We start from the raw sequence: 20,434 nt of genomic DNA on the forward strand, positions 1-20,434 counted from the left end.
CATCCATAGTTGAGCCTTTACTTTCATTAAAGCATTTTGGATATTGCTCGTTGTTCACTTCATATTGTTCGTCACTATCATTATGCCATTTTCCACAATTAGGGCATTTGTAATCCTTAACCTTAACTGCACCTAACAATGGCTATAAGTAATTGCTTGTTCTCGCCTACTTCTGAAAATCCTCGCGGACTTTCTATTCGGTTTGTATTTGCTAAATTAGTGAATTAAAGACGCCAATAATTATACACAAACACCTTGTGCACAATTAAAAACCAACATATGAAACATTTAATTTATTTTCTTACAGTTATGACCTTTCTATTAAGTTGCCAAGAAGAAAAGTCAATTGATTTGATTATTGAGAACTTTGAAAAGCAAGTTGAAAAGAATAAATCTTGGGAATATGACATTAACTACAAGATGAAATACTTTAGTTCCGATGAAGATACTTTAAACTATAATTCAAATGTTCGATTAATAAAACATAAAAATGACACCATTTTCGGTGGAAGTTTTTGGATAAAAAACGATAGCATTGACAGATACTACGACTTAGAAAATATCTATATTATCAATCACAAACAGAAAAAGATAACTAAATTCTTTCCACACAAAGGTCAAGATTGGGCAATTAATGGAAATACAATAAGTGGTGTTCTAGATTCTTATTTTTTAAAAGCAAATCGATTATCAAAATACTGGAAAGACTCTACCACAGTTGCCAGATTAACTGATACAATTTTTCGAGATTCAAATAGAAATGCTATAAAATTCAGATTTAAAGACAACTTACCAATTGAAAAACAAAGAAAGATTTTCTTTTTCAACGAAGATGACAACTTAAAAAATATAATCTACTCAGTTAAATTTCAAAATGAGCATCAATACAATGAATGGCATTTCACCAATGAGAAATATAACAGCATAACCGATAGTGATTTACAATTAGAGTTAAGCAATCTAATTGACAGCTACAAAATCGAAGATTATAAAGAAACTGACCCAAAAGAAATGGAACCTATAGCTAACGGAATTGAAGCACCAGTATTTGAAGGCTTTAATTTTCAACTTAATGACTCCATCAGTTTAAAAGATTACAGAAACAAATATGTTTTGGTTGACTTTTGGTACAAGGATTGTTTTCCCTGTATAAAAGCAATCGCCTCATTAAATAAAATACGAACTGAATATTCAAAAAATGATTTGGCGATTCTCGGATTAAATCCATACGACAATAAAGAAAAGGATAAGGAGAAACTTGAAGAGTTCATCGAAATAAATGAAATGAATTATCCAACGATATTTGTTGATAATGAAGTCACTAAAATATATAATGTTAGAGCATATCCAACTTTTTATATTATAGATACTAATGGCGAAATTGTTTATTCAAAAATTGGACATAGTGAAAAGAATGAAAAGGAGATCGATAGTTTACTAAATAAATGGATAAAATAACTGCACACAACAAAGAACTGAGGTAAAAAACAAGCTATTTCCTAATTTAAATTAGCCCATAAGTTTCCCTTCCAAAGATTTGATGACCCTTTGGATATGTATTTCTCTCTAAAGTGAGACCTTTTAGGCTACTCGACTCACGTATGCCGGATCGAAAGGCAGGCCACTCTTACCTATCGCAAAGGCCTGTCTGAGCAGTTTGTTCCCAACAGCTATCAAAGCCAGTTTCTTGCTCTTGCCCTTTGCCGTGATGCGCTCATACATTGCCTTGCATCCTGGATTGTGCTTACAGGCGTTAAAGGCGCACATGAACATCAAATTGCGCAGCCTCCTGTTGCCCATCTTGCTGATCCTGCTGCGACCTCTCACGCTACTGCCCGATTCACGTATCACCGGACTCATCCCGGCATAGCTGATGAGCTGTGAGGCCGTTTGAAAACGGGAAAAGCCATCGGTCAGTGCCAAAAGATAGATAGCCGTGCGGTCTCCTATTCCAGGGATGCTGCACAGATGGGCCTTTTGATTGCCGTAGAGCATCTTGACCAGATCTGCCAATTCGTTTTCCAGCACTTGTATCTGTTGATCCATATGCGTAATGCTGCACTGTAGGCTCTTGACCAATACCTCGGATGGCTCACCAAGGGTCTTCTCACCGTGTAGCTTATTCTTCAGCATCGTACGCTGCTTCAGGTACACCTCCAGCATACTACAGGTCTGAAGCATTGCTTTGGATTCCACACTCTTATTCTGATAAATGGCGACCTTTTCCTGTAGGCCATAGCTGCGTATCATCTCTGCATCGCTCTTGTCCGTCTTTACACGCTTCAATCTCATCTGGATAAAACGCTTTACCGACAGAGGATTGAGAAGGGATGACGGTACTCCAAAACCATTCAGGAACTCAAGTAACAAAACGTGGTAATATCCCGTTGCCTCCATGACCACCAGGTCCGTATCGTACAGACCCTCCAGAAACCTATGGAACCCATCATCGTTGTTACTGAAACGTTCATGTCCATAACGCTCACTAAAGACATCAAAGTGGTCCTTGCTGATGTCTACTCCAAAGACTTCTGTATATTTATCCATAATAAATAGTTTTATGAAAGGACGATTCTACAGACATTACAACAACTTAAAAACGAGATCTCAAGTCTCATAGAACTGAACGTAGTACTGTAGAAAAAGGGAAGTGGTAATCAATGTTGACGAAGTCCAATGCTTCAAAGAACTGAGGTAAAAAACAAGCTATTTCCTAATTTAAATTAGCCCATAAGTTTCCCTTCCAAAGATTTGATGACCCTTTGGATATGTATTTCTCTCTAAAGTGAGACCTTTTAGGCTACTCGACTCACGTATGCCGGATCGAAAGGCAGGCCACTCTTACCTATCGCAAAGGCCTGTCTGAGCAGTTTGTTCCCAACAGCTATCAAAGCCAGTTTCTTGCTCTTGCCCTTTGCCGTGATGCGCTCATACATTGCCTTGCATCCTGGATTGTGCTTACAGGCGTTAAAGGCGCACATGAACATCAAATTGCGCAGCCTCCTGTTGCCCATCTTGCTGATCCTGCTGCGACCTCTCACGCTACTGCCCGATTCACGTATCACCGGACTCATCCCGGCATAGCTGATGAGCTGTGAGGCCGTTTGAAAACGGGAAAAGCCATCGGTCAGTGCCAAAAGATAGATAGCCGTGCGGTCTCCTATTCCAGGGATGCTGCACAGATGGGCCTTTTGATTGCCGTAGAGCATCTTGACCAGATCTGCCAATTCGTTTTCCAGCACTTGTATCTGTTGATCCATATGCGTAATGCTGCACTGTAGGCTCTTGACCAATACCTCGGATGGCTCACCAAGGGTCTTCTCACCGTGTAGCTTATTCTTCAGCATCGTACGCTGCTTCAGGTACACCTCCAGCATACTACAGGTCTGAAGCATTGCTTTGGATTCCACACTCTTATTCTGATAAATGGCGACCTTTTCCTGTAGGCCATAGCTGCGTATCATCTCTGCATCGCTCTTGTCCGTCTTTACACGCTTCAATCTCATCTGGATAAAACGCTTTACCGACAGAGGATTGAGAAGGGATGACGGTACTCCAAAACCATTCAGGAACTCAAGTAACAAAACGTGGTAATATCCCGTTGCCTCCATGACCACCAGGTCCGTATCGTACAGACCCTCCAGAAACCTATGGAACCCATCATCGTTGTTACTGAAACGTTCATGTCCATAACGCTCACTAAAGACATCAAAGTGGTCCTTGCTGATGTCTACTCCAAAGACTTCTGTATATTTATCCATAATAAATAGTTTTATGAAAGGACGATTCTACAGACATTACAACAACTTAAAAACGAGATCTCAAGTCTCATAGAACTGAACGTAGTACTGTAGAAAAAGGGAAGTGGTAATCAATGTTGACGAAGTCCAATGCTTCAATGTATATCTGTACCTTAACCTTCCCTTTTGTTCTTTCTGTTTGATTTTAAAAATAAAGAGAATACAAGATTAAGATGGCTATAAGTAATTGCTTGTCCTCGCCTACTTCTTAAAATCCTCGCGGATTTACAGTTTGATGTGTACTTGCAAAGTTAAGTGCTAAAACACGCAACTACTCATAGCCGAGACCGTTAGCTGTTCGGTGTGATTTGAGCGAAAATCGAGAAAATTTGATTTTTTACCAAAAATTGGTATGTTTGATAAAAATGATTAAAATGAAAAATACATCAATATCGCTCGGAAATTATTTTGACCAGTTTGTACAAACCCAAGTTTCTGCTGGACGGTACAAAAATGTAAGCGAAGTAATCAGAGCTGGACTTCGACTTTTAGAAAATGAGGAAAGCAAAGTAATTGCGTTAAGAAATGCTATTCAAGAAGGAATTGATAGTGGAATTGCTCACGATTTCGACCCAAAAAAAAATCTTGAGGAATTAAAAGCTAAACGCAAAAAGAATGGCTAAATACGAATTGACCAATAAGGCTGTAGCTGACTTAAATAGAATTTGGGAGTATACAGTTGAGAATTGGTCTGAAAATCAAGCTGACAGATACTACGATATGCTTCTTGATATTTGCCGAGATATAGCTGACAATCCAGAATTAGGAAAAAACTATAATGGGATTAAATCTGACCTTTTCGGATTAAAAGCAAATCGACACATAATATTTTATCGAAAAAGAATTGACCATCCGATTGAAATAACAAGAATTTTACACGGTCAAATGGATTTGAAAAACAGAATAACCGAATAAAAAAACTACACTCAACAATGGCTATAAGTAATTGCTTGTTCTCGCCTACTTCTGAAAATCCTCACGGATTTTCAGTTCGGTGTTTACTTGCAAAATTAAGTGCTAAACCACGCAACTACTAATAGCCGAGACCTTTCAGGCCAATTGCCTGCAGCCGTAGCTCTCCGCTATGAATTTTGAAGCTAAGGCTTCGAATCCCAAAACATTTGAGTGCCTGCATTAGCAAGATTTTCAAACAGTGACATTACTACAAAATTTCAAAACCTGCCTGCCGGCAGGCAGGCTGCCGATCTACTCCTGTGTCTTCCTCTCGCTCCTACCTCGCTCGTCGGAGACAGAAACGGCAAAGGTGTGAAACGCCTTGATCAATAGGTATGTCTATACTTGGCAAGGCTACGCTTCCTCCACCAACTGGCACGAACAGAGCATAAAGCGCATAAGACATACATTCCTCTCGTTGCACTCGTCGGATGCAGGATGCTCCACGCGAGGCTTCTATTCCACAACATTAACTATCTTCATCCATCAAAACCAATTAAGGCAAGGTAACAGCCAAACGTGAGGGAACGCCTCACACGCATTATATCTTTGCTGTTGTAAGTAATGAGAAACAAAAATTTAGAAAAAAATCAAATGAAAATAGCATATAAAATCTGCTGCATTTTTCTACTGTGCATTTTATCGATTAAACTAAATGCCCAAATTAATGTGCGAATAGAGAATGACGACAACCTATTTTGGCAACCGAACATTGAATTAAGCTACTCGGATTTTAAATCAAAATCAAATGAAGATTGCGAAAAATTCAACGAAAAATATGGTTGGGAAATGTCTGGCACTATCGAGTTAAAGGGAATTGTTGATGTGCCTAAATCACACCTGTCAAAAAGAATAAGAAAACGAAAGGGCGATGACAAATCTTATATCGCTCCAGTATTTTGTAAAAATTGCTCCTGCAAACTTTCTGAAAATTCATCAGAATTAGAAGTTCATAAATTGCTTTTCGATGTCGCTGAAATGTGCTCAAGAGCTTTGAGAAGAGAACTAAGTGAGACAAAAGCCAAAATGGAGATTAACAATGTAAATACTATGTTTTTCACAACGGCTAAGAATAAATGGGATGAGAGAATGAGAAAAATTTGGGGTACGATTCTTCAAGATATTCTAATCGAAAATAAAAAAGGAGCATATTTGGAATGGCGAAATCTCATAAATGAGTTAATGGAAAAAAATGAAGAGTTTGCTACAAAACCGAATGAAATAAAAAGATTGATGTCAGAAATGCCGATAGAAGAAGGTTATGTAGAAGCAGATAGAATTGTTGGAGACCTTGATAATTAAATGAACAAAGCACTGCCTACAACATGGGCTATATGTAATACGGGCTAAGTTGCTTAATCTAAAATAATCGCTAATTTGCAATGACCTCCATAACCTCATTATGGCTTTTTGAAATAATAAAATAAAATACCAGAAAACAAGGTTTTGGCTCTGTGCTCAACTGAATAGACATCGCCTGTTTGCGCCCGCACTACTCATAGCCACAAACGTTCAGGCCAATCGCCTACGGCCGTAGCTCTCCGCTATGAAATTTTAATTTTAAGGCTTGAGCACCAATCAATTCGAATGTGAATATGGCTAAAACCGCTAATCAGCCTGAAGCGCTTCAAAATTTCAAGACCTGCCTGCCGGCAGGCAGGCTCCCGATCTACTCTTGTGTCTTCCTCTCGCTCCTACCTCACTCGTCGGAGACAGAACCGGCAACCGTGATTCAACGCCTTTTCAAAAGGTAGGTGTTTACCTCGCTAGAATCTCGCTTCCTCGACTAACTAGCACGAACATAGCATAAAGCGCATCAGGTATGCATTCCTTTCGCTGTGCTCGTCAGATGCAGGATGCTCCACGCGAGGCTTCTATTCAACAACATTAACTATCTTCATCAACCAAAAACAATCAAAGGCAAGGGAACGCTTCACACGCATTATACCTTTGCCGTTACCCATATTTATGAAAAACATCTGGCTTATTATTTCTGCTTGTCTTTTTCTGACATCTTGCGCAACGATTTTAAAGAAAGAAGATTATGATTTAAGGGTTACATCGAATGTTAGAAATGCGAAAGTGAAAGTATATGATAGTCTATACGATTTACCAAATAACATAAAAGTAGTTAGGTCAAAGAAAGATTTAAAACTAACCTTGATTTCTGATACTCTAAATCTTGATTACATTGTTAAATCATCACCAAATCCTACTTTTCTTTATTTGAACTCACTTGGAATGCAACTTTCACCAGCATATTATGCTATTGATTTGACTAATCAAAAAAGGTTTTACTATGGCGACAATGTCTACCTCAATACTAATGATACAACAAGAATAATACATCCACCAGTCAGAAAATTTTGGAATGAGTATTTTGGAAAGAAATATCCGAAAAATAAAGAACATATTAATCTATCATTATCGATACCATATATCAATGGTTTTAATTTTGAACCAAATGAAATAGGAACAAAAGTTAATACTGGATTTTGGGGAATATCTGCTGGACTTGAATACTTTTATAGAGATGACAAGTACGTTGCTTTAAAATTTGTTGCAGCAACAGATTTTTTCGTTCCGATACCAGCTGCGGCAACATTGGATGATGTAAGAGAAGATTTAAGTACTACATATATTGACTTGACAGATAATTACAAGCTAGGAAGATTGAATTTTGGTTATGGAATAAACTATTCAGTAAATAACTATCGCCTTATCGACCAGACTTATCCAGACGAAAACATAGAATTTAGAAGAAAAAACCAGAGTTTTGGATTAACAGCTAACACTTACTTCCAATTTGGAAAATCCCTATTTGCTGGTGTAGTTTATAGACCTACATTCATAAGAATAAATCCTACCATTGATTTTAAATATGAGCATTTAATAAGCGTAGATTTTGCTTTTAAAATACCAATGAGGAAAAATAACTACGGGTAACAAGGTATATATCTCATATCTAGGTAGTTGTATAATAGGAAGTTGAGGTATATTGTGAAGTTCGCCATTTTTTTTAATTTGGCTTATTGAAAAGAAAAGGTAATAAGAAAATTAAAAGATTCGGCTCGTGTTTAACTGAATGGTTATGGATAATTTGTACGCTAGGAGCCATATACACAACCGTTGCCATTAATATGAAAAACACTACGATTCTAGTCATATTTCTAATTTCCATTAAAGTCTTTGCTCAAGATTTCAATGAGAAAACAAGATTTTTATTTGGAACTTTCCATACACAAAATACAACTATAAATGGAATTTCAGTTGGAGCATTTCCGCAATTCAATGACGAAAAAAGGTTTGTTAGAACAAATGGAATACGACTTGAAATCCCTGGACTTGGACTTATAGGATTATTAGCAAATGGTAGTTTAATTAGAAAAGAAGAAACTGATGAAATAATAAATGGCTTGAATATTTCAGGTGGAACAATGGGAAATGTTTCTTTCAATGGAATTACGCTTGCTTTTTTAGTTCAAAGTGGAACTGAAAATAACGGAATTGCAATTGCTGGTTTGTGGAATGGAATGGACAATTCAAACGGAATTCAAATTTCTGGATTGCTCAACGAAACAACATATAGCAACGGAATTCAAATTGCATTATCGAATTCAACTGAATATATGTCAGGAATTCAAATTGGTGGCGCGAATTATGCGAACGAAAAAATGGTTGGTCTACAAATTGGAATTTGGAATGAAAGTAAAAATACAAAAGGAATTCAATTAGGACTTTGGAATATTAACGAAAAACGTAAACTACCGATAATTAATTGGAATTTTTAGAACGGAAATAAAATACTAATGGCAACACAGTGTATAATTAATGGCTAGTTCGAACTTGCTTACGAAAATCCTCTCGGATTTGCTATCTGGTGTTTATTTGCTAAATTAGGTGCTTAAACCACGCAACAAATCATATACAAACAAGTTCAGGCCAATAGCCTGCGGCCGTAGCTCTCCGCTATAAAATTTTGATTTTAAGGCTTGAGTACCAATCAATTCGAATGTGAGTATGGCTAAAACCGCTAATCAGCCTGAAGAGCTTCAAAATTTCAAGACCTGCCGGCAGGCAAGCTCCCGATCTACTCTTGTGTCTTCCTCTCGCTCCTACCTCGCTCGTCGGAGACAGAAACGACAACCGTGATTCAACGCCTTTTCATAAGTTATGGGCTTACCTGGATAGGATCTTGCTTCCTCTACCAACTTGTATGAGGTATGCATTCCTCTCGTTGCACTCGTCGAATGCAGGATGCTCCACGCGAGGCTTCTATTCAACAACATTAACTATCTTCATCACACAAAACCAATCAATGGCAAGGTAACAGCCAAACGTGAGGGAACGCCTCACACGCATTATACCTTTGCCGTTGTAAAACATACCCAAGAAACACCTGTGATTGAAATAAAACCAATAGTTGAAGAAAAAATTAATTCACTCTGGAAAGAATTTAGCAACGAAGAATATTGCCAATTTTCACCGAATTCAATTGCGGAAATACCAAATGATGGAATTGTATTTATTGGAATCAATCCATCAATGACTGATAAAGTAAAGGAAAGATTGATTGAAAAAAATGACATCAACTGTGAATTTCATAAACTTTCTTACGATGTTAACCTTGATTACAGATACTTCAAAAAGTTTTTTGACATTGCTGAAAAAACAGGACTGAATTGGGGACATATGGACTTGCTTTATAATAGAGAGACAAATCAAAAAAAAGTCTCTAGTTTACTAAAAACTGAACGTGGTGTTGATTTCATCTATAAACAATGTATGATTTCAAAAATTATTTTGGATAAAATAATCGACAGAAATAACCCACGAATTTTTGTTGTGAATAATACTTTAGCAAGAGAACTTTTAGGAGAATATCATTTATCTGAACCGACTGAAAAAAGTAATCATTGGATTGGCTATGACTTTGTCTGGAATGAAAATTTTGGAACTTATACATATAAAAATAATGCATTTTTCTTTACGAGTATGTTGACTGGACAAAGAGCTTTGGATAATGGTTCGTATCAAAGGCTGATATGGCACATTAATTACATAAAAAACAAACAAGGTATTGAATAAAGTACGTTTTACAACAAAGAACTGAGGTAAAAAACAAGCTATTTCCTAATTTAAATTAGCCCATAAGTTTCCCTTCCAAAGATTTGATGACCCTTTGGATATGTATTTCTCTCTAAAGTGAGACCTTTTAGGCTACTCGACTCACGTATGCCGGATCGAAAGGCAGGCCACTCTTACCTATCGCAAAGGCCTGTCTGAGCAGTTTGTTCCCAACAGCTATCAAAGCCAGTTTCTTGCTCTTGCCCTTTGCCGTGATGCGCTCATACATTGCCTTGCATCCTGGATTGTGCTTACAGGCGTTAAAGGCGCACATGAACATCAAATTGCGCAGCCTCCTGTTGCCCATCTTGCTGATCCTGCTGCGACCTCTCACGCTACTGCCCGATTCACGTATCACCGGACTCATCCCGGCATAGCTGATGAGCTGTGAGGCCGTTTGAAAACGGGAAAAGCCATCGGTCAGTGCCAAAAGATAGATAGCCGTGCGGTCTCCTATTCCAGGGATGCTGCACAGATGGGCCTTTTGATTGCCGTAGAGCATCTTGACCAGATCTGCCAATTCGTTTTCCAGCACTTGTATCTGTTGATCCATATGCGTAATGCTGCACTGTAGGCTCTTGACCAATACCTCGGATGGCTCACCAAGGGTCTTCTCACCGTGTAGCTTATTCTTCAGCATCGTACGCTGCTTCAGGTACACCTCCAGCATACTACAGGTCTGAAGCATTGCTTTGGATTCCACACTCTTATTCTGATAAATGGCGACCTTTTCCTGTAGGCCATAGCTGCGTATCATCTCTGCATCGCTCTTGTCCGTCTTTACACGCTTCAATCTCATCTGGATAAAACGCTTTACCGACAGAGGATTGAGAAGGGATGACGGTACTCCAAAACCATTCAGGAACTCAAGTAACAAAACGTGGTAATATCCCGTTGCCTCCATGACCACCAGGTCCGTATCGTACAGACCCTCCAGAAACCTATGGAACCCATCATCGTTGTTACTGAAACGTTCATGTCCATAACGCTCACTAAAGACATCAAAGTGGTCCTTGCTGATGTCTACTCCAAAGACTTCTGTATATTTATCCATAATAAATAGTTTTATGAAAGGACGATTCTACAGACATTACAACAACTTAAAAACGAGATCTCAAGTCTCATAGAACTGAACGTAGTACTGTAGAAAAAGGGAAGTGGTAATCAATGTTGACGAAGTCCAATGCTTCAATGTATATCTGTACCTTAACCTTCCCTTTTGTTCTTTCTGTTTGATTTTAAAAATAAAGAGAATACAAGATTAAGATGTATAACCGCAATTACGGCGGATTCGACTACGTCCGAATCCACTCGGAATTGCTAACGTCTGTGCTAAACCGAAAATTAACGCATATTAACCCGTAACTGACGGTTATACTTCACCGTTGCCACCAATGCGAAAAATGAGAACATTAACAATAATACTGACCCTTGCGACACTCGCGACTTTTACCTCGTGTGATTGCGTACAAAATGTAACAGGGACAGTCATAGACGAACAGACTGAGCAACCAATTCAGAACGCGCATGTCCAGAAGGAAAATAAGGAAAATGACCAAGCAGACACAGACGATAAAGGCAACTTTGAAATAATGAGCATTTCAGGTGGAATTTTTGGTTGTCCTCCAATGACCATTATTGTTAGTAAAGAAGGATACGAGTCAAAAACATTAGAAATCGACAATGCCCAACACGAAACGATAAAGCTTCAAAAAATAGAATGACCATTTCGTGGAAACATATTATGCTCGGAATTGGAATAGTCATTATCGACTTGACAGTTTACATCCTACTCGGACTATTGCTCATGAACTATGACGACTTCTACACCGAAAGTGAAGGTGAATATTGGAGTTTAGCGAGCATGACAACCACAGAAAAAATCACTTATATCGGACTGAATGCATGGCATGTAATAAACATACTTGGAATTGTATATATAATCTACCGACTGACAAGAAAATTAAAAAAGCACTGGTGGCAACAACGCATATAGCTTATGGCGGGTGAACGGCTGCCAGCAAGGCTTTCGCTCCGTAGCCAACTTTGGTTTCGGTGGACAGGAAAGTGCTTCGAAACCGCCACAAGCCATATGCAAACCGTTGTACAACATACCCGAAATGAAAAAACTGCTAACAATTTTACTTCTGACTTTCTTATTTCTGTCTTGTAAAAACGACAAGAAATCTGAATTGGAATTTTACGCAGAAAACCAAACTTCGTTTTTTGATTTGAGAAATGGAGACTGGACAAAAAACTCGTGGATTAGAAAACCTGAAAATCTAAAAATGGTTCACGAATCATTTAAAAAATTTGGTTACGAAAAACTCGAAAATCTGATTTTTAAAAGCGATAACGAATTTTTAATTCAAGGAATTTACATAAAACGGAATTTCGAGAATTTAATAGACAGTTTAGAATTGACCTATAACAAACCAGAAAGACAAACAAAATATTACGCTGAATTTTGGAATCGCAGAAAAGCGGAGAAAAACGACTCAATCGTTTATGAAATTATCCGAGAATTCAACTCTATGAAATCGGACAAGAAACAGCTTAATTATGAAAATCAGTCTGTAAACGACACATTAGTTGACCTTTTGCAAATTGAGTTTGACATTGACAATCTGAATTCTAAAAAAGCGGAATTGAATTTTTACATATTAAAAAAATACGGACTTAATCAATCGGCTTATAATCTACTCTATGAACGAGCAGAATATTCTGAATTTGAATTAGACCGAGAAAAATTAAAAAAGGAATTAATAAAAACAACGGAATTTGAGCAACCTTGGCTTATTGATAATGAAAAATAAAGTACGTTGTACAACAAAGAACTGAGGTAAAAAACAAGCTATTTCCTAATTTAAATTAGCCCATAAGTTTCCCTTCCAAAGATTTGATGACCCTTTGGATATGTATTTCTCTCTAAAGTGAGACCTTTTAGGCTACTCGACTCACGTATGCCGGATCGAAAGGCAGGCCACTCTTACCTATCGCAAAGGCCTGTCTGAGCAGTTTGTTCCCAACAGCTATCAAAGCCAGTTTCTTGCTCTTGCCCTTTGCCGTGATGCGCTCATACATTGCCTTGCATCCTGGATTGTGCTTACAGGCGTTAAAGGCGCACATGAACATCAAATTGCGCAGCCTCCTGTTGCCCATCTTGCTGATCCTGCTGCGACCTCTCACGCTACTGCCCGATTCACGTATCACCGGACTCATCCCGGCATAGCTGATGAGCTGTGAGGCCGTTTGAAAACGGGAAAAGCCATCGGTCAGTGCCAAAAGATAGATAGCCGTGCGGTCTCCTATTCCAGGGATGCTGCACAGATGGGCCTTTTGATTGCCGTAGAGCATCTTGACCAGATCTGCCAATTCGTTTTCCAGCACTTGTATCTGTTGATCCATATGCGTAATGCTGCACTGTAGGCTCTTGACCAATACCTCGGATGGCTCACCAAGGGTCTTCTCACCGTGTAGCTTATTCTTCAGCATCGTACGCTGCTTCAGGTACACCTCCAGCATACTACAGGTCTGAAGCATTGCTTTGGATTCCACACTCTTATTCTGATAAATGGCGACCTTTTCCTGTAGGCCATAGCTGCGTATCATCTCTGCATCGCTCTTGTCCGTCTTTACACGCTTCAATCTCATCTGGATAAAACGCTTTACCGACAGAGGATTGAGAAGGGATGACGGTACTCCAAAACCATTCAGGAACTCAAGTAACAAAACGTGGTAATATCCCGTTGCCTCCATGACCACCAGGTCCGTATCGTACAGACCCTCCAGAAACCTATGGAACCCATCATCGTTGTTACTGAAACGTTCATGTCCATAACGCTCACTAAAGACATCAAAGTGGTCCTTGCTGATGTCTACTCCAAAGACTTCTGTATATTTATCCATAATAAATAGTTTTATGAAAGGACGATTCTACAGACATTACAACAACTTAAAAACGAGATCTCAAGTCTCATAGAACTGAACGTAGTACTGTAGAAAAAGGGAAGTGGTAATCAATGTTGACGAAGTCCAATGCTTCAAAGAACTGAGGTAAAAAACAAGCTATTTCCTAATTTAAATTAGCCCATAAGTTTCCCTTCCAAAGATTTGATGACCCTTTGGATATGTATTTCTCTCTAAAGTGAGACCTTTTAGGCTACTCGACTCACGTATGCCGGATCGAAAGGCAGGCCACTCTTACCTATCGCAAAGGCCTGTCTGAGCAGTTTGTTCCCAACAGCTATCAAAGCCAGTTTCTTGCTCTTGCCCTTTGCCGTGATGCGCTCATACATTGCCTTGCATCCTGGATTGTGCTTACAGGCGTTAAAGGCGCACATGAACATCAAATTGCGCAGCCTCCTGTTGCCCATCTTGCTGATCCTGCTGCGACCTCTCACGCTACTGCCCGATTCACGTATCACCGGACTCATCCCGGCATAGCTGATGAGCTGTGAGGCCGTTTGAAAACGGGAAAAGCCATCGGTCAGTGCCAAAAGATAGATAGCCGTGCGGTCTCCTATTCCAGGGATGCTGCACAGATGGGCCTTTTGATTGCCGTAGAGCATCTTGACCAGATCTGCCAATTCGTTTTCCAGCACTTGTATCTGTTGATCCATATGCGTAATGCTGCACTGTAGGCTCTTGACCAATACCTCGGATGGCTCACCAAGGGTCTTCTCACCGTGTAGCTTATTCTTCAGCATCGTACGCTGCTTCAGGTACACCTCCAGCATACTACAGGTCTGAAGCATTGCTTTGGATTCCACACTCTTATTCTGATAAATGGCGACCTTTTCCTGTAGGCCATAGCTGCGTATCATCTCTGCATCGCTCTTGTCCGTCTTTACACGCTTCAATCTCATCTGGATAAAACGCTTTACCGACAGAGGATTGAGAAGGGATGACGGTACTCCAAAACCATTCAGGAACTCAAGTAACAAAACGTGGTAATATCCCGTTGCCTCCATGACCACCAGGTCCGTATCGTACAGACCCTCCAGAAACCTATGGAACCCATCATCGTTGTTACTGAAACGTTCATGTCCATAACGCTCACTAAAGACATCAAAGTGGTCCTTGCTGATGTCTACTCCAAAGACTTCTGTATATTTATCCATAATAAATAGTTTTATGAAAGGACGATTCTACAGACATTACAACAACTTAAAAACGAGATCTCAAGTCTCATAGAACTGAACGTAGTACTGTAGAAAAAGGGAAGTGGTAATCAATGTTGACGAAGTCCAATGCTTCAATGTATATCTGTACCTTAACCTTCCCTTTTGTTCTTTCTGTTTGATTTTAAAAATAAAGAGAATACAAGATTAAGATGTATAACCGCAATTACGGCGGATTCGACTACGTCCGAATCCACCCGGAATTGCTAACGTCAGTTTTTAACCGAAAATCATTAACTTTAATCCCGTAACTTACGGTTATACGAGACCGTTGGCAAACATTTTGACGCAACCTTATAAATGGAATCTCATCTACAAATAAATAGAATTATGAAAAATAAATTGATTCTGATTTTATCAATATTGACATTCATTGCTTGCGATACAGCGTCTGTCGATTTAGACGATAAAAACTATGTATTTGACGGACGAGGAGGCGTGAAATGTGAGGTTAACGGTAACCTATTAAAACCATCTGTAGTAACAAGTCCAGGTGCTAGATCCGTTTGGTTCAGTATAGCTGACTATGATGATTTAAATCGTATGTACCTTTCGTTTAGGAATAGAGGTCAATCACCTGATTTCATAGACCAATTTGTAACAATAGAAGTTACTGACGTTAGCACAACGACTTCAATGGTCGGAAATATTTATAATCTTGGTAATGAACCAAATCAAGGAGAATACAATATTGATACCGCCAATTCTGTTTTCAAAACGAATGACATATATTTTGGAACTTTAGAAATTTTATATCACGACATTGATAATTATATTTTAGGTGGTCGTTTTGAGTTTGATGCAGTAAATGAAGATGGAGAAGTTATTGAAATAAGAGAAGGAGAATTTGATTTAAAATATTAATAAAAAACGATTTGCCAACAATGGCTATACGTAATTGCTTGTCCTCGCCTACTTCTGAAAATCCTAGCGGATTTTCAGTTTGGTGTGTACTTGAAAAATTAAGTGCTAACCCACGCAACTACTCATAGCCGAGACCGTTCAGGCCAATTGCCTACGGCCGTAGCTCTCCGCTATGAAATTTTAATTTTAAGGCTTGAGCACCAATCAATTCGAATGTGAATATGGCTAAAACCGCTAATCAACCTGAAGCGCTTCAAAATTTCAAGACTCCCAATCTACTCAATTGGCCTGAACGGCAAAGGTGTGAAACGCCTTGATCAATAGGTAAGTTTATACCTAGCAAGGCTACGCTTCCTCCACCAACTGGCACGAACATAGCATAAAGCGCATAAGGCGTTCCAAATGCTCCACGCGAGGCTTCTATTCAACAACATTAACTATCTTCATCACACAAAACCAATCAATGGCAAGGTAACAGCCAAACGTGAGGGAACGCCTCACACGCATTATACCTTTGCCGTTGTGCATAATATTATGAAATACAGTTTTTTAATCATAATTCTGGCATTTGGATTTAAGGCATTCGCTAACACGACACCACAAATCCCAGATAAACTCATCTATGGCGGTAAAGAATACGAATGGAGTGGTATTAGTCCAGCATATGACTATTTTGAGAAAAATAACTTTGAACCGCCAAAAGATGCATTAGAAACAACAGCAAATTATGGGATTTTCATTTACACATATTCTATTATTGATAATGCGCTTTATCTAACAGACGTTGAAATCTTGATTGAAAAACATGTCAAATATGGAGAAAATTATGTTCCTGAACTTGCTGACAAATCTGTATTTAAAGACTACTTCCCAAACTCAGATAAAATATTAATGCAAGAACATTCAAATATTCAGGTTATACCATATGGGAAAATGGTCGAAGTAACTAAAAACGGCTGGACAGATATACATAACAAAAGCTACTTAATTTTTGATTTTAAAAATGGTCTTATTTTAAAAGAGTTTGACTTAAATCACAGACGGTTTAAAAAACTTAAAGAAAAACAATTTGAGAAATTTAAGAATACGAAACTCTATCATAAAGCAAAAATTGAAAGAAAAAGTAATTTTGAGGGTTTCAACGAATTCAGACCAAATAAGTATTCAATAGATGAATATTTGGAACTGATAATTTTTCGATTGATTGAGCATTTCGTGTAAAATACTATGCACAACAACGGCTATAAGTAATGCGGGATTAGGTGCTTAACCGAAAAGAAATAGCTATTTTGCAACGACCGCCAAAACCTTGTTTTGGCTTTTTGAAATATTAAGATAAAAAACCAGAAAACAAGGTTTTGGCTCTGTGCTCAACCGAAAGGAAAGTGCGTGTTTGCGCCCGCACTACTTATAGCCACGACCGTTGGCAGTAATATGAAATGAAGAAAGACGGAATAAATATCATTGGTTATGTTGAACAGAAGTTTTCAAAACCAAAACCTGTTTTATACTCTAATGGAAAAGGATTTGAACTCAAATTTTCAGAAGAAGATGAAATAAGAATGGGTCTATGGGCAAGTGACTTATCAATCTATAAGAACGTAAAGAACATTTCAAGCCAGCTATTGACCAAAAACTTTTTAGCGACTTTACCGAATAATTACGAACCTTTCTCCAATAGTGGCAGATACTGTTTAATTCCGACTTGTCCTATTCTTGACAACCCTTCTCTTATTGTCATAGACACCGAAAATTTAACTAAAGAAGAATTAAATATAAAAGGAGCTTTAATGAGTAATCAATTTGCTCCTAATACAGAAACAGTCTTAATCTCAGGTTACACAAAAATCTTTCTTTTCGATTGTAGCAGTAACGAATCGACAGAAATTGAGATACCATATAAACCAAATGAAATTAACCATTCATACTGGATTGACTCCGTTACAATTAGATTAATGGTTTCACCCAGAACCGACAGAGTTCAAAGAATATTAAACTATAATACTGACACAAAAAAATATGAGACTTTTGAGATTATTTCTCCAGGTGAAGTATTTGGTTTTGAACCTTTGGAAGAAATTGTTACATCTGACAACTTCTGTTTGTTCAATGCAAAAGGATATTCATCTGCTGCTGTTGGTAGACTTCTAAACCAATGGACATTTATCAATTTTGATAATGAGTCAAACCTATACAAACTAAGAACGAATGTCCCAGTTTCTGGTATCTTCTACAGTAAAAGTTGGAAAATGAAAGGGATAAAGACTATTCAACAGGATGTAGAGTTCAACTTTAATGGAAAAGGAATAACTGGAAAAGAAAATACTACTGCCAACATTGGCTATACGGCAATGGCGGATGAAGTGGAAGAAGGAAAGTCAGAAGTTAAATCAAAAATTTGGTCAAAACTGAAACGCATGTGGTCTTAAACCGCCACTGCGCATAGCCGAGACCGTTCAGGCCAATTGCCTGCGGCCGTAGCTCTCCGCTATGAAATTTTGATTTTAAGGCTTGAGCACCAATCAATTCGAATGTGAGTAGGGGTAAAAACTACTAATCAGCCTGAAGAGCTTCAAAATTTCAAGACCTGCCTGCCGGCAGGCTCCCAATTTACTCATGTGTCTTCCTCTCGCTCCTACCTCGCTCGTCGGAGACATAAACGGCAAAGGTGTGAAACGCCTTGATCAATAGGTAAGTGTATACTTGGCAAGGCCAAGCTTCCTCCACCAACTGGCACGAACATAGCATGAAGCGAATAAGGCACGCATTCCTCTCGCTGTGCTCGTCGGATGCAGGATGCTCCACGCGAGGCTTCTATTCAACAACATTAACTATATTCATCCATCAAAACCAATATATGGCAAGGTAACAGCCAAAGGTGAGGGAACGCCTCACACGCATTATACCTTTGCCGTTGCCAGTAATTTAAATGAACCACTTCAACCTCATATCGAGTTTAATTTTATTAGGATTAACAGTCCTTAGTATTTGGCTTCCATTTAAAGAAGGAAATAAACGAACTGGAATTATAACTGGAATTATTTTGTTCATAATTATTGCTTGGACAATTTTAGCAGAATTGGAATTTCTTGTGATTTTTATTTGGCCATTTATTTTGGCATTTCAAATCATATTTCTGACTTATTGGACTTTTAGAGTATTTAAAAGACCGAAAATCGGAAAATATGTCTCAACTTTTTTGACTTTGGGTTTCATCTTATTATGTATGTCACCTTGGATAAGTGACTGGACTTTTACCAAAAATGATGCACGAAAATTATTAGCGCAACATAATATTGAATTGAAAGACGATTTTAAAATCCTGAATAATGAAAGTGGCGGATTTATGGACTACACACACACTCTAAAAATTCAAATCTCGGATTCTGACAAATCGAGAATTGAAAAGGAAATAAGAGAATCCAAAGGGTTTTTAAAGATTGTAGATTTTAAAAATAATTTCCCTTCAGCGGACTATGAAACTTTTGAAAAATTGAATTTTGAAACGGAGAATTATCTTAATCGAGAATACTATATAAAAGAACCTATGGAAGATGGAACTATTCACTTTCATTTTCAACTTTCAAAGACAGAAAACGAATTACAATATATAGGAACTGATGAATAAAAAACTACTGGCAACACCGTATATAATTTATTGCTAGTTCTAGCCTACTTACGAAAATCCTCTCGGATTTTCGCTTTGATAAGAAGAGCAATTAAAACCCATCCAGCACGCATTCCTCTTTTCATACATAGCAATGCCATATGTACCACATGAGTCACCATTTGAGAAAATCGCCTTACACCGTCAATTCAAAGCAGTCAAACATTCAAGTACAAGTAAACAATTACTCCATTTGAACAAAATTTGGTTCCCAATCACGCTGTCATTTAACAAACAGCGTGTTAAGCTGTTAAGTCTTTCTTAATCCAGCTGGTTATCATGGGATTAGTTTGGGTTTGGCCATTGCATTTTTCACCTTTACCACTCACACAAAAAAGTGAATTATTATGAGTCAAGTACAAGCAAACGATACGGTAAAAGTTCATTACACGGGTAAATTGAAAAATGACGGTCGTGTTTTTGATACATCAGAAAATAGAGAACCTTTAGAAGCAAAATTGGGCCAGAACCAATTGATTCCAGGTTTTGAAAAAGGACTGACTGGAATGAAAGTGAATGAGAAAAAAACAATTGAAATCCCTATGGCTGAAGCCTACGGTGATGTTCAAAAAGAATTGTTCCATAAAGTTGAACGCAATCAACTGCCAGAAGAAATCAAACCAGAAGTAGGAATGGGATTGATGGCAAAAAATCCAGATGGGTCTGAGCGTCAATTGCGCGTTGCAGATGTGAAGGATGATTTTATCATTGTAGATGCCAATCACCCACTTGCCGGACAAGACCTAGTATTTGAACTAGAAGTTGTCGGTATCAACTAGAAGTTGGATCTCAATTGAGATTTGAATAAAAAATCCCTTCTGTATAAACTACAGAAGGGA

At 38.2% G+C, this 20,434-nt stretch carries 19 protein-coding genes; 14 read left to right on the forward strand and 5 right to left on the reverse strand.

Features of this window, described 5'->3' with window-relative positions; genetic code table 11:
• Nucleotides 1-279: 279 nt before the first annotated feature.
• Nucleotides 280-1,458, forward strand: a complete 1,179-nt coding sequence (locus BST86_RS08600) for a TlpA family protein disulfide reductase (RefSeq protein WP_105982913.1) — start codon at nucleotides 280-282, stop codon at nucleotides 1,456-1,458.
• Nucleotides 1,459-1,581: 123 nt separating this feature from the next.
• Here BST86_RS08600 and BST86_RS08605 read toward each other — a convergent pair whose 3' ends face one another.
• Nucleotides 1,582-2,547 carry an IS110 family RNA-guided transposase gene (locus BST86_RS08605; RefSeq protein WP_105981876.1) on the reverse strand — a complete coding sequence of 322 codons (966 nt, stop codon included), beginning with the start codon at nucleotides 2,545-2,547 and terminating at the stop codon, nucleotides 1,582-1,584.
• 248 nt (nucleotides 2,548-2,795) lie between these two features.
• Nucleotides 2,796-3,761, reverse strand: a complete 966-nt coding sequence (locus BST86_RS08610; RefSeq protein WP_105981876.1) for an IS110 family RNA-guided transposase — start codon at nucleotides 3,759-3,761, stop codon at nucleotides 2,796-2,798.
• Nucleotides 3,762-4,174: 413 nt separating this feature from the next.
• Between BST86_RS08610 and BST86_RS08615 the strand changes: the two genes are divergently transcribed.
• From BST86_RS08615 to BST86_RS08640, 6 genes are all read left to right on the forward strand, one after another.
• The gene (locus BST86_RS08615) at nucleotides 4,175-4,423 is read left to right on the forward strand and encodes a type II toxin-antitoxin system ParD family antitoxin (protein WP_055413791.1); all 249 of its coding nucleotides are present in this window, start codon (nucleotides 4,175-4,177) and stop codon (nucleotides 4,421-4,423) included.
• Nucleotides 4,416-4,715, forward strand: a complete 300-nt coding sequence (locus BST86_RS08620; RefSeq protein ID WP_105982914.1) for a type II toxin-antitoxin system RelE/ParE family toxin — start codon at nucleotides 4,416-4,418, stop codon at nucleotides 4,713-4,715. The genes BST86_RS08615 and BST86_RS08620 overlap by 8 nt, the downstream gene beginning before the upstream one ends.
• Nucleotides 4,716-5,318: 603 nt before the next feature.
• Nucleotides 5,319-6,056, forward strand: coding sequence for a hypothetical protein (locus BST86_RS08625; protein WP_105982915.1), 738 nt, complete (start codon nucleotides 5,319-5,321; stop codon nucleotides 6,054-6,056).
• Nucleotides 6,057-6,722: 666 nt separating this feature from the next.
• Nucleotides 6,723-7,700, forward strand: coding sequence for a hypothetical protein (locus BST86_RS08630; RefSeq protein ID WP_105982916.1), 978 nt, complete (start codon nucleotides 6,723-6,725; stop codon nucleotides 7,698-7,700).
• 194 nt (nucleotides 7,701-7,894) lie between these two features.
• On the forward strand, nucleotides 7,895-8,545 hold the full coding sequence (locus tag BST86_RS08635) for an LA_2272 family surface repeat-containing protein (protein ID WP_146126737.1): 651 nt from the start codon (nucleotides 7,895-7,897) through the stop codon (nucleotides 8,543-8,545).
• 466 nt (nucleotides 8,546-9,011) lie between these two features.
• On the forward strand, nucleotides 9,012-9,842 hold the full coding sequence (locus BST86_RS08640) for a hypothetical protein (RefSeq protein ID WP_105982918.1): 831 nt from the start codon (nucleotides 9,012-9,014) through the stop codon (nucleotides 9,840-9,842).
• Between the two features lie 127 nt (nucleotides 9,843-9,969).
• Here the strand turns inward: BST86_RS08640 and BST86_RS08645 are convergent, their stop codons facing one another.
• The gene (locus BST86_RS08645) at nucleotides 9,970-10,935 is read right to left on the reverse strand and encodes an IS110 family RNA-guided transposase (protein ID WP_105981876.1); all 966 of its coding nucleotides are present in this window, start codon (nucleotides 10,933-10,935) and stop codon (nucleotides 9,970-9,972) included.
• Between the two features lie 349 nt (nucleotides 10,936-11,284).
• On the opposite strand from BST86_RS08645, the gene BST86_RS08650 reads away from it, so the two are divergent.
• Nucleotides 11,285-11,605, forward strand: coding sequence for a carboxypeptidase-like regulatory domain-containing protein (locus BST86_RS08650; protein WP_172443337.1), 321 nt, complete (start codon nucleotides 11,285-11,287; stop codon nucleotides 11,603-11,605).
• Nucleotides 11,606-12,001: 396 nt separating this feature from the next.
• Nucleotides 12,002-12,697 carry a hypothetical protein gene (locus BST86_RS08660; protein ID WP_146126739.1) on the forward strand — a complete coding sequence of 232 codons (696 nt, stop codon included), beginning with the start codon at nucleotides 12,002-12,004 and terminating at the stop codon, nucleotides 12,695-12,697.
• Nucleotides 12,698-12,824: 127 nt separating this feature from the next.
• Here the strand turns inward: BST86_RS08660 and BST86_RS08665 are convergent, their stop codons facing one another.
• Both BST86_RS08665 and BST86_RS08670 read right to left on the reverse strand, forming a co-directional pair.
• Nucleotides 12,825-13,790, reverse strand: coding sequence for an IS110 family RNA-guided transposase (locus BST86_RS08665; RefSeq protein ID WP_105981876.1), 966 nt, complete (start codon nucleotides 13,788-13,790; stop codon nucleotides 12,825-12,827).
• Nucleotides 13,791-14,038: 248 nt separating this feature from the next.
• Nucleotides 14,039-15,004 carry an IS110 family RNA-guided transposase gene (locus tag BST86_RS08670; protein ID WP_105981876.1) on the reverse strand — a complete coding sequence of 322 codons (966 nt, stop codon included), beginning with the start codon at nucleotides 15,002-15,004 and terminating at the stop codon, nucleotides 14,039-14,041.
• A gap of 390 nt (nucleotides 15,005-15,394) precedes the next feature.
• On the opposite strand from BST86_RS08670, the gene BST86_RS08675 reads away from it, so the two are divergent.
• From BST86_RS08675 to BST86_RS08695, 5 genes are all read left to right on the forward strand, one after another.
• Nucleotides 15,395-15,928 (forward strand): Riean_0653 family protein, encoded by a 534-nt coding sequence (locus tag BST86_RS08675; RefSeq protein WP_146126740.1) that lies wholly within the window; start codon nucleotides 15,395-15,397, stop codon nucleotides 15,926-15,928.
• 402 nt (nucleotides 15,929-16,330) lie between these two features.
• Nucleotides 16,331-17,149: a hypothetical protein gene (locus BST86_RS08680; protein ID WP_172443338.1), complete on the forward strand. Its 819-nt coding sequence runs from the start codon at nucleotides 16,331-16,333 to the stop codon at nucleotides 17,147-17,149.
• 218 nt (nucleotides 17,150-17,367) lie between these two features.
• On the forward strand, nucleotides 17,368-18,357 hold the full coding sequence (locus BST86_RS08685; RefSeq protein ID WP_105982924.1) for a hypothetical protein: 990 nt from the start codon (nucleotides 17,368-17,370) through the stop codon (nucleotides 18,355-18,357).
• 500 nt (nucleotides 18,358-18,857) lie between these two features.
• Nucleotides 18,858-19,556 carry a hypothetical protein gene (locus BST86_RS08690; RefSeq protein ID WP_105982925.1) on the forward strand — a complete coding sequence of 233 codons (699 nt, stop codon included), beginning with the start codon at nucleotides 18,858-18,860 and terminating at the stop codon, nucleotides 19,554-19,556.
• Between the two features lie 386 nt (nucleotides 19,557-19,942).
• Nucleotides 19,943-20,374 (forward strand): FKBP-type peptidyl-prolyl cis-trans isomerase, encoded by a 432-nt coding sequence (locus BST86_RS08695; RefSeq protein WP_055413461.1) that lies wholly within the window; start codon nucleotides 19,943-19,945, stop codon nucleotides 20,372-20,374.
• The last annotated feature ends 60 nt before the right edge of the window (nucleotides 20,375-20,434 follow it).

Origin of the sequence: Nonlabens agnitus (genome assembly GCF_002994045.1) — a bacterium.
Classification (GTDB): Bacteria; Bacteroidota; Bacteroidia; order Flavobacteriales; family Flavobacteriaceae; genus Nonlabens; species Nonlabens agnitus.

Excerpts from the sequence above, each read along its gene's own strand:
- BST86_RS08600 (WP_105982913.1), top strand. The coding sequence starts at position 280 with ATGAAACATTTAATTTATTTTCTTACAGTTATGACCTTTCTATTAAGT.
- BST86_RS08605 (WP_105981876.1), bottom strand. The coding sequence starts at position 2,547 with ATGGATAAATATACAGAAGTCTTTGGAGTAGACATCAGCAAGGACCAC.
- BST86_RS08610 (WP_105981876.1), bottom strand. The coding sequence starts at position 3,761 with ATGGATAAATATACAGAAGTCTTTGGAGTAGACATCAGCAAGGACCAC.
- BST86_RS08615 (WP_055413791.1), top strand. The coding sequence starts at position 4,175 with ATGAAAAATACATCAATATCGCTCGGAAATTATTTTGACCAGTTTGTA.
- BST86_RS08620 (WP_105982914.1), top strand. The coding sequence starts at position 4,416 with ATGGCTAAATACGAATTGACCAATAAGGCTGTAGCTGACTTAAATAGA.
- BST86_RS08625 (WP_105982915.1), top strand. The coding sequence starts at position 5,319 with ATGAGAAACAAAAATTTAGAAAAAAATCAAATGAAAATAGCATATAAA.
- BST86_RS08630 (WP_105982916.1), top strand. The coding sequence starts at position 6,723 with ATGAAAAACATCTGGCTTATTATTTCTGCTTGTCTTTTTCTGACATCT.
- BST86_RS08635 (WP_146126737.1), top strand. The coding sequence starts at position 7,895 with ATGAAAAACACTACGATTCTAGTCATATTTCTAATTTCCATTAAAGTC.
- BST86_RS08640 (WP_105982918.1), top strand. The coding sequence starts at position 9,012 with ATGCTCCACGCGAGGCTTCTATTCAACAACATTAACTATCTTCATCAC.
- BST86_RS08645 (WP_105981876.1), bottom strand. The coding sequence starts at position 10,935 with ATGGATAAATATACAGAAGTCTTTGGAGTAGACATCAGCAAGGACCAC.
- BST86_RS08650 (WP_172443337.1), top strand. The coding sequence starts at position 11,285 with ATGAGAACATTAACAATAATACTGACCCTTGCGACACTCGCGACTTTT.
- BST86_RS08660 (WP_146126739.1), top strand. The coding sequence starts at position 12,002 with ATGAAAAAACTGCTAACAATTTTACTTCTGACTTTCTTATTTCTGTCT.
- BST86_RS08665 (WP_105981876.1), bottom strand. The coding sequence starts at position 13,790 with ATGGATAAATATACAGAAGTCTTTGGAGTAGACATCAGCAAGGACCAC.
- BST86_RS08670 (WP_105981876.1), bottom strand. The coding sequence starts at position 15,004 with ATGGATAAATATACAGAAGTCTTTGGAGTAGACATCAGCAAGGACCAC.
- BST86_RS08675 (WP_146126740.1), top strand. The coding sequence starts at position 15,395 with ATGAAAAATAAATTGATTCTGATTTTATCAATATTGACATTCATTGCT.
- BST86_RS08680 (WP_172443338.1), top strand. The coding sequence starts at position 16,331 with ATGCTCCACGCGAGGCTTCTATTCAACAACATTAACTATCTTCATCAC.
- BST86_RS08685 (WP_105982924.1), top strand. The coding sequence starts at position 17,368 with ATGAAGAAAGACGGAATAAATATCATTGGTTATGTTGAACAGAAGTTT.
- BST86_RS08690 (WP_105982925.1), top strand. The coding sequence starts at position 18,858 with ATGAACCACTTCAACCTCATATCGAGTTTAATTTTATTAGGATTAACA.
- BST86_RS08695 (WP_055413461.1), top strand. The coding sequence starts at position 19,943 with ATGAGTCAAGTACAAGCAAACGATACGGTAAAAGTTCATTACACGGGT.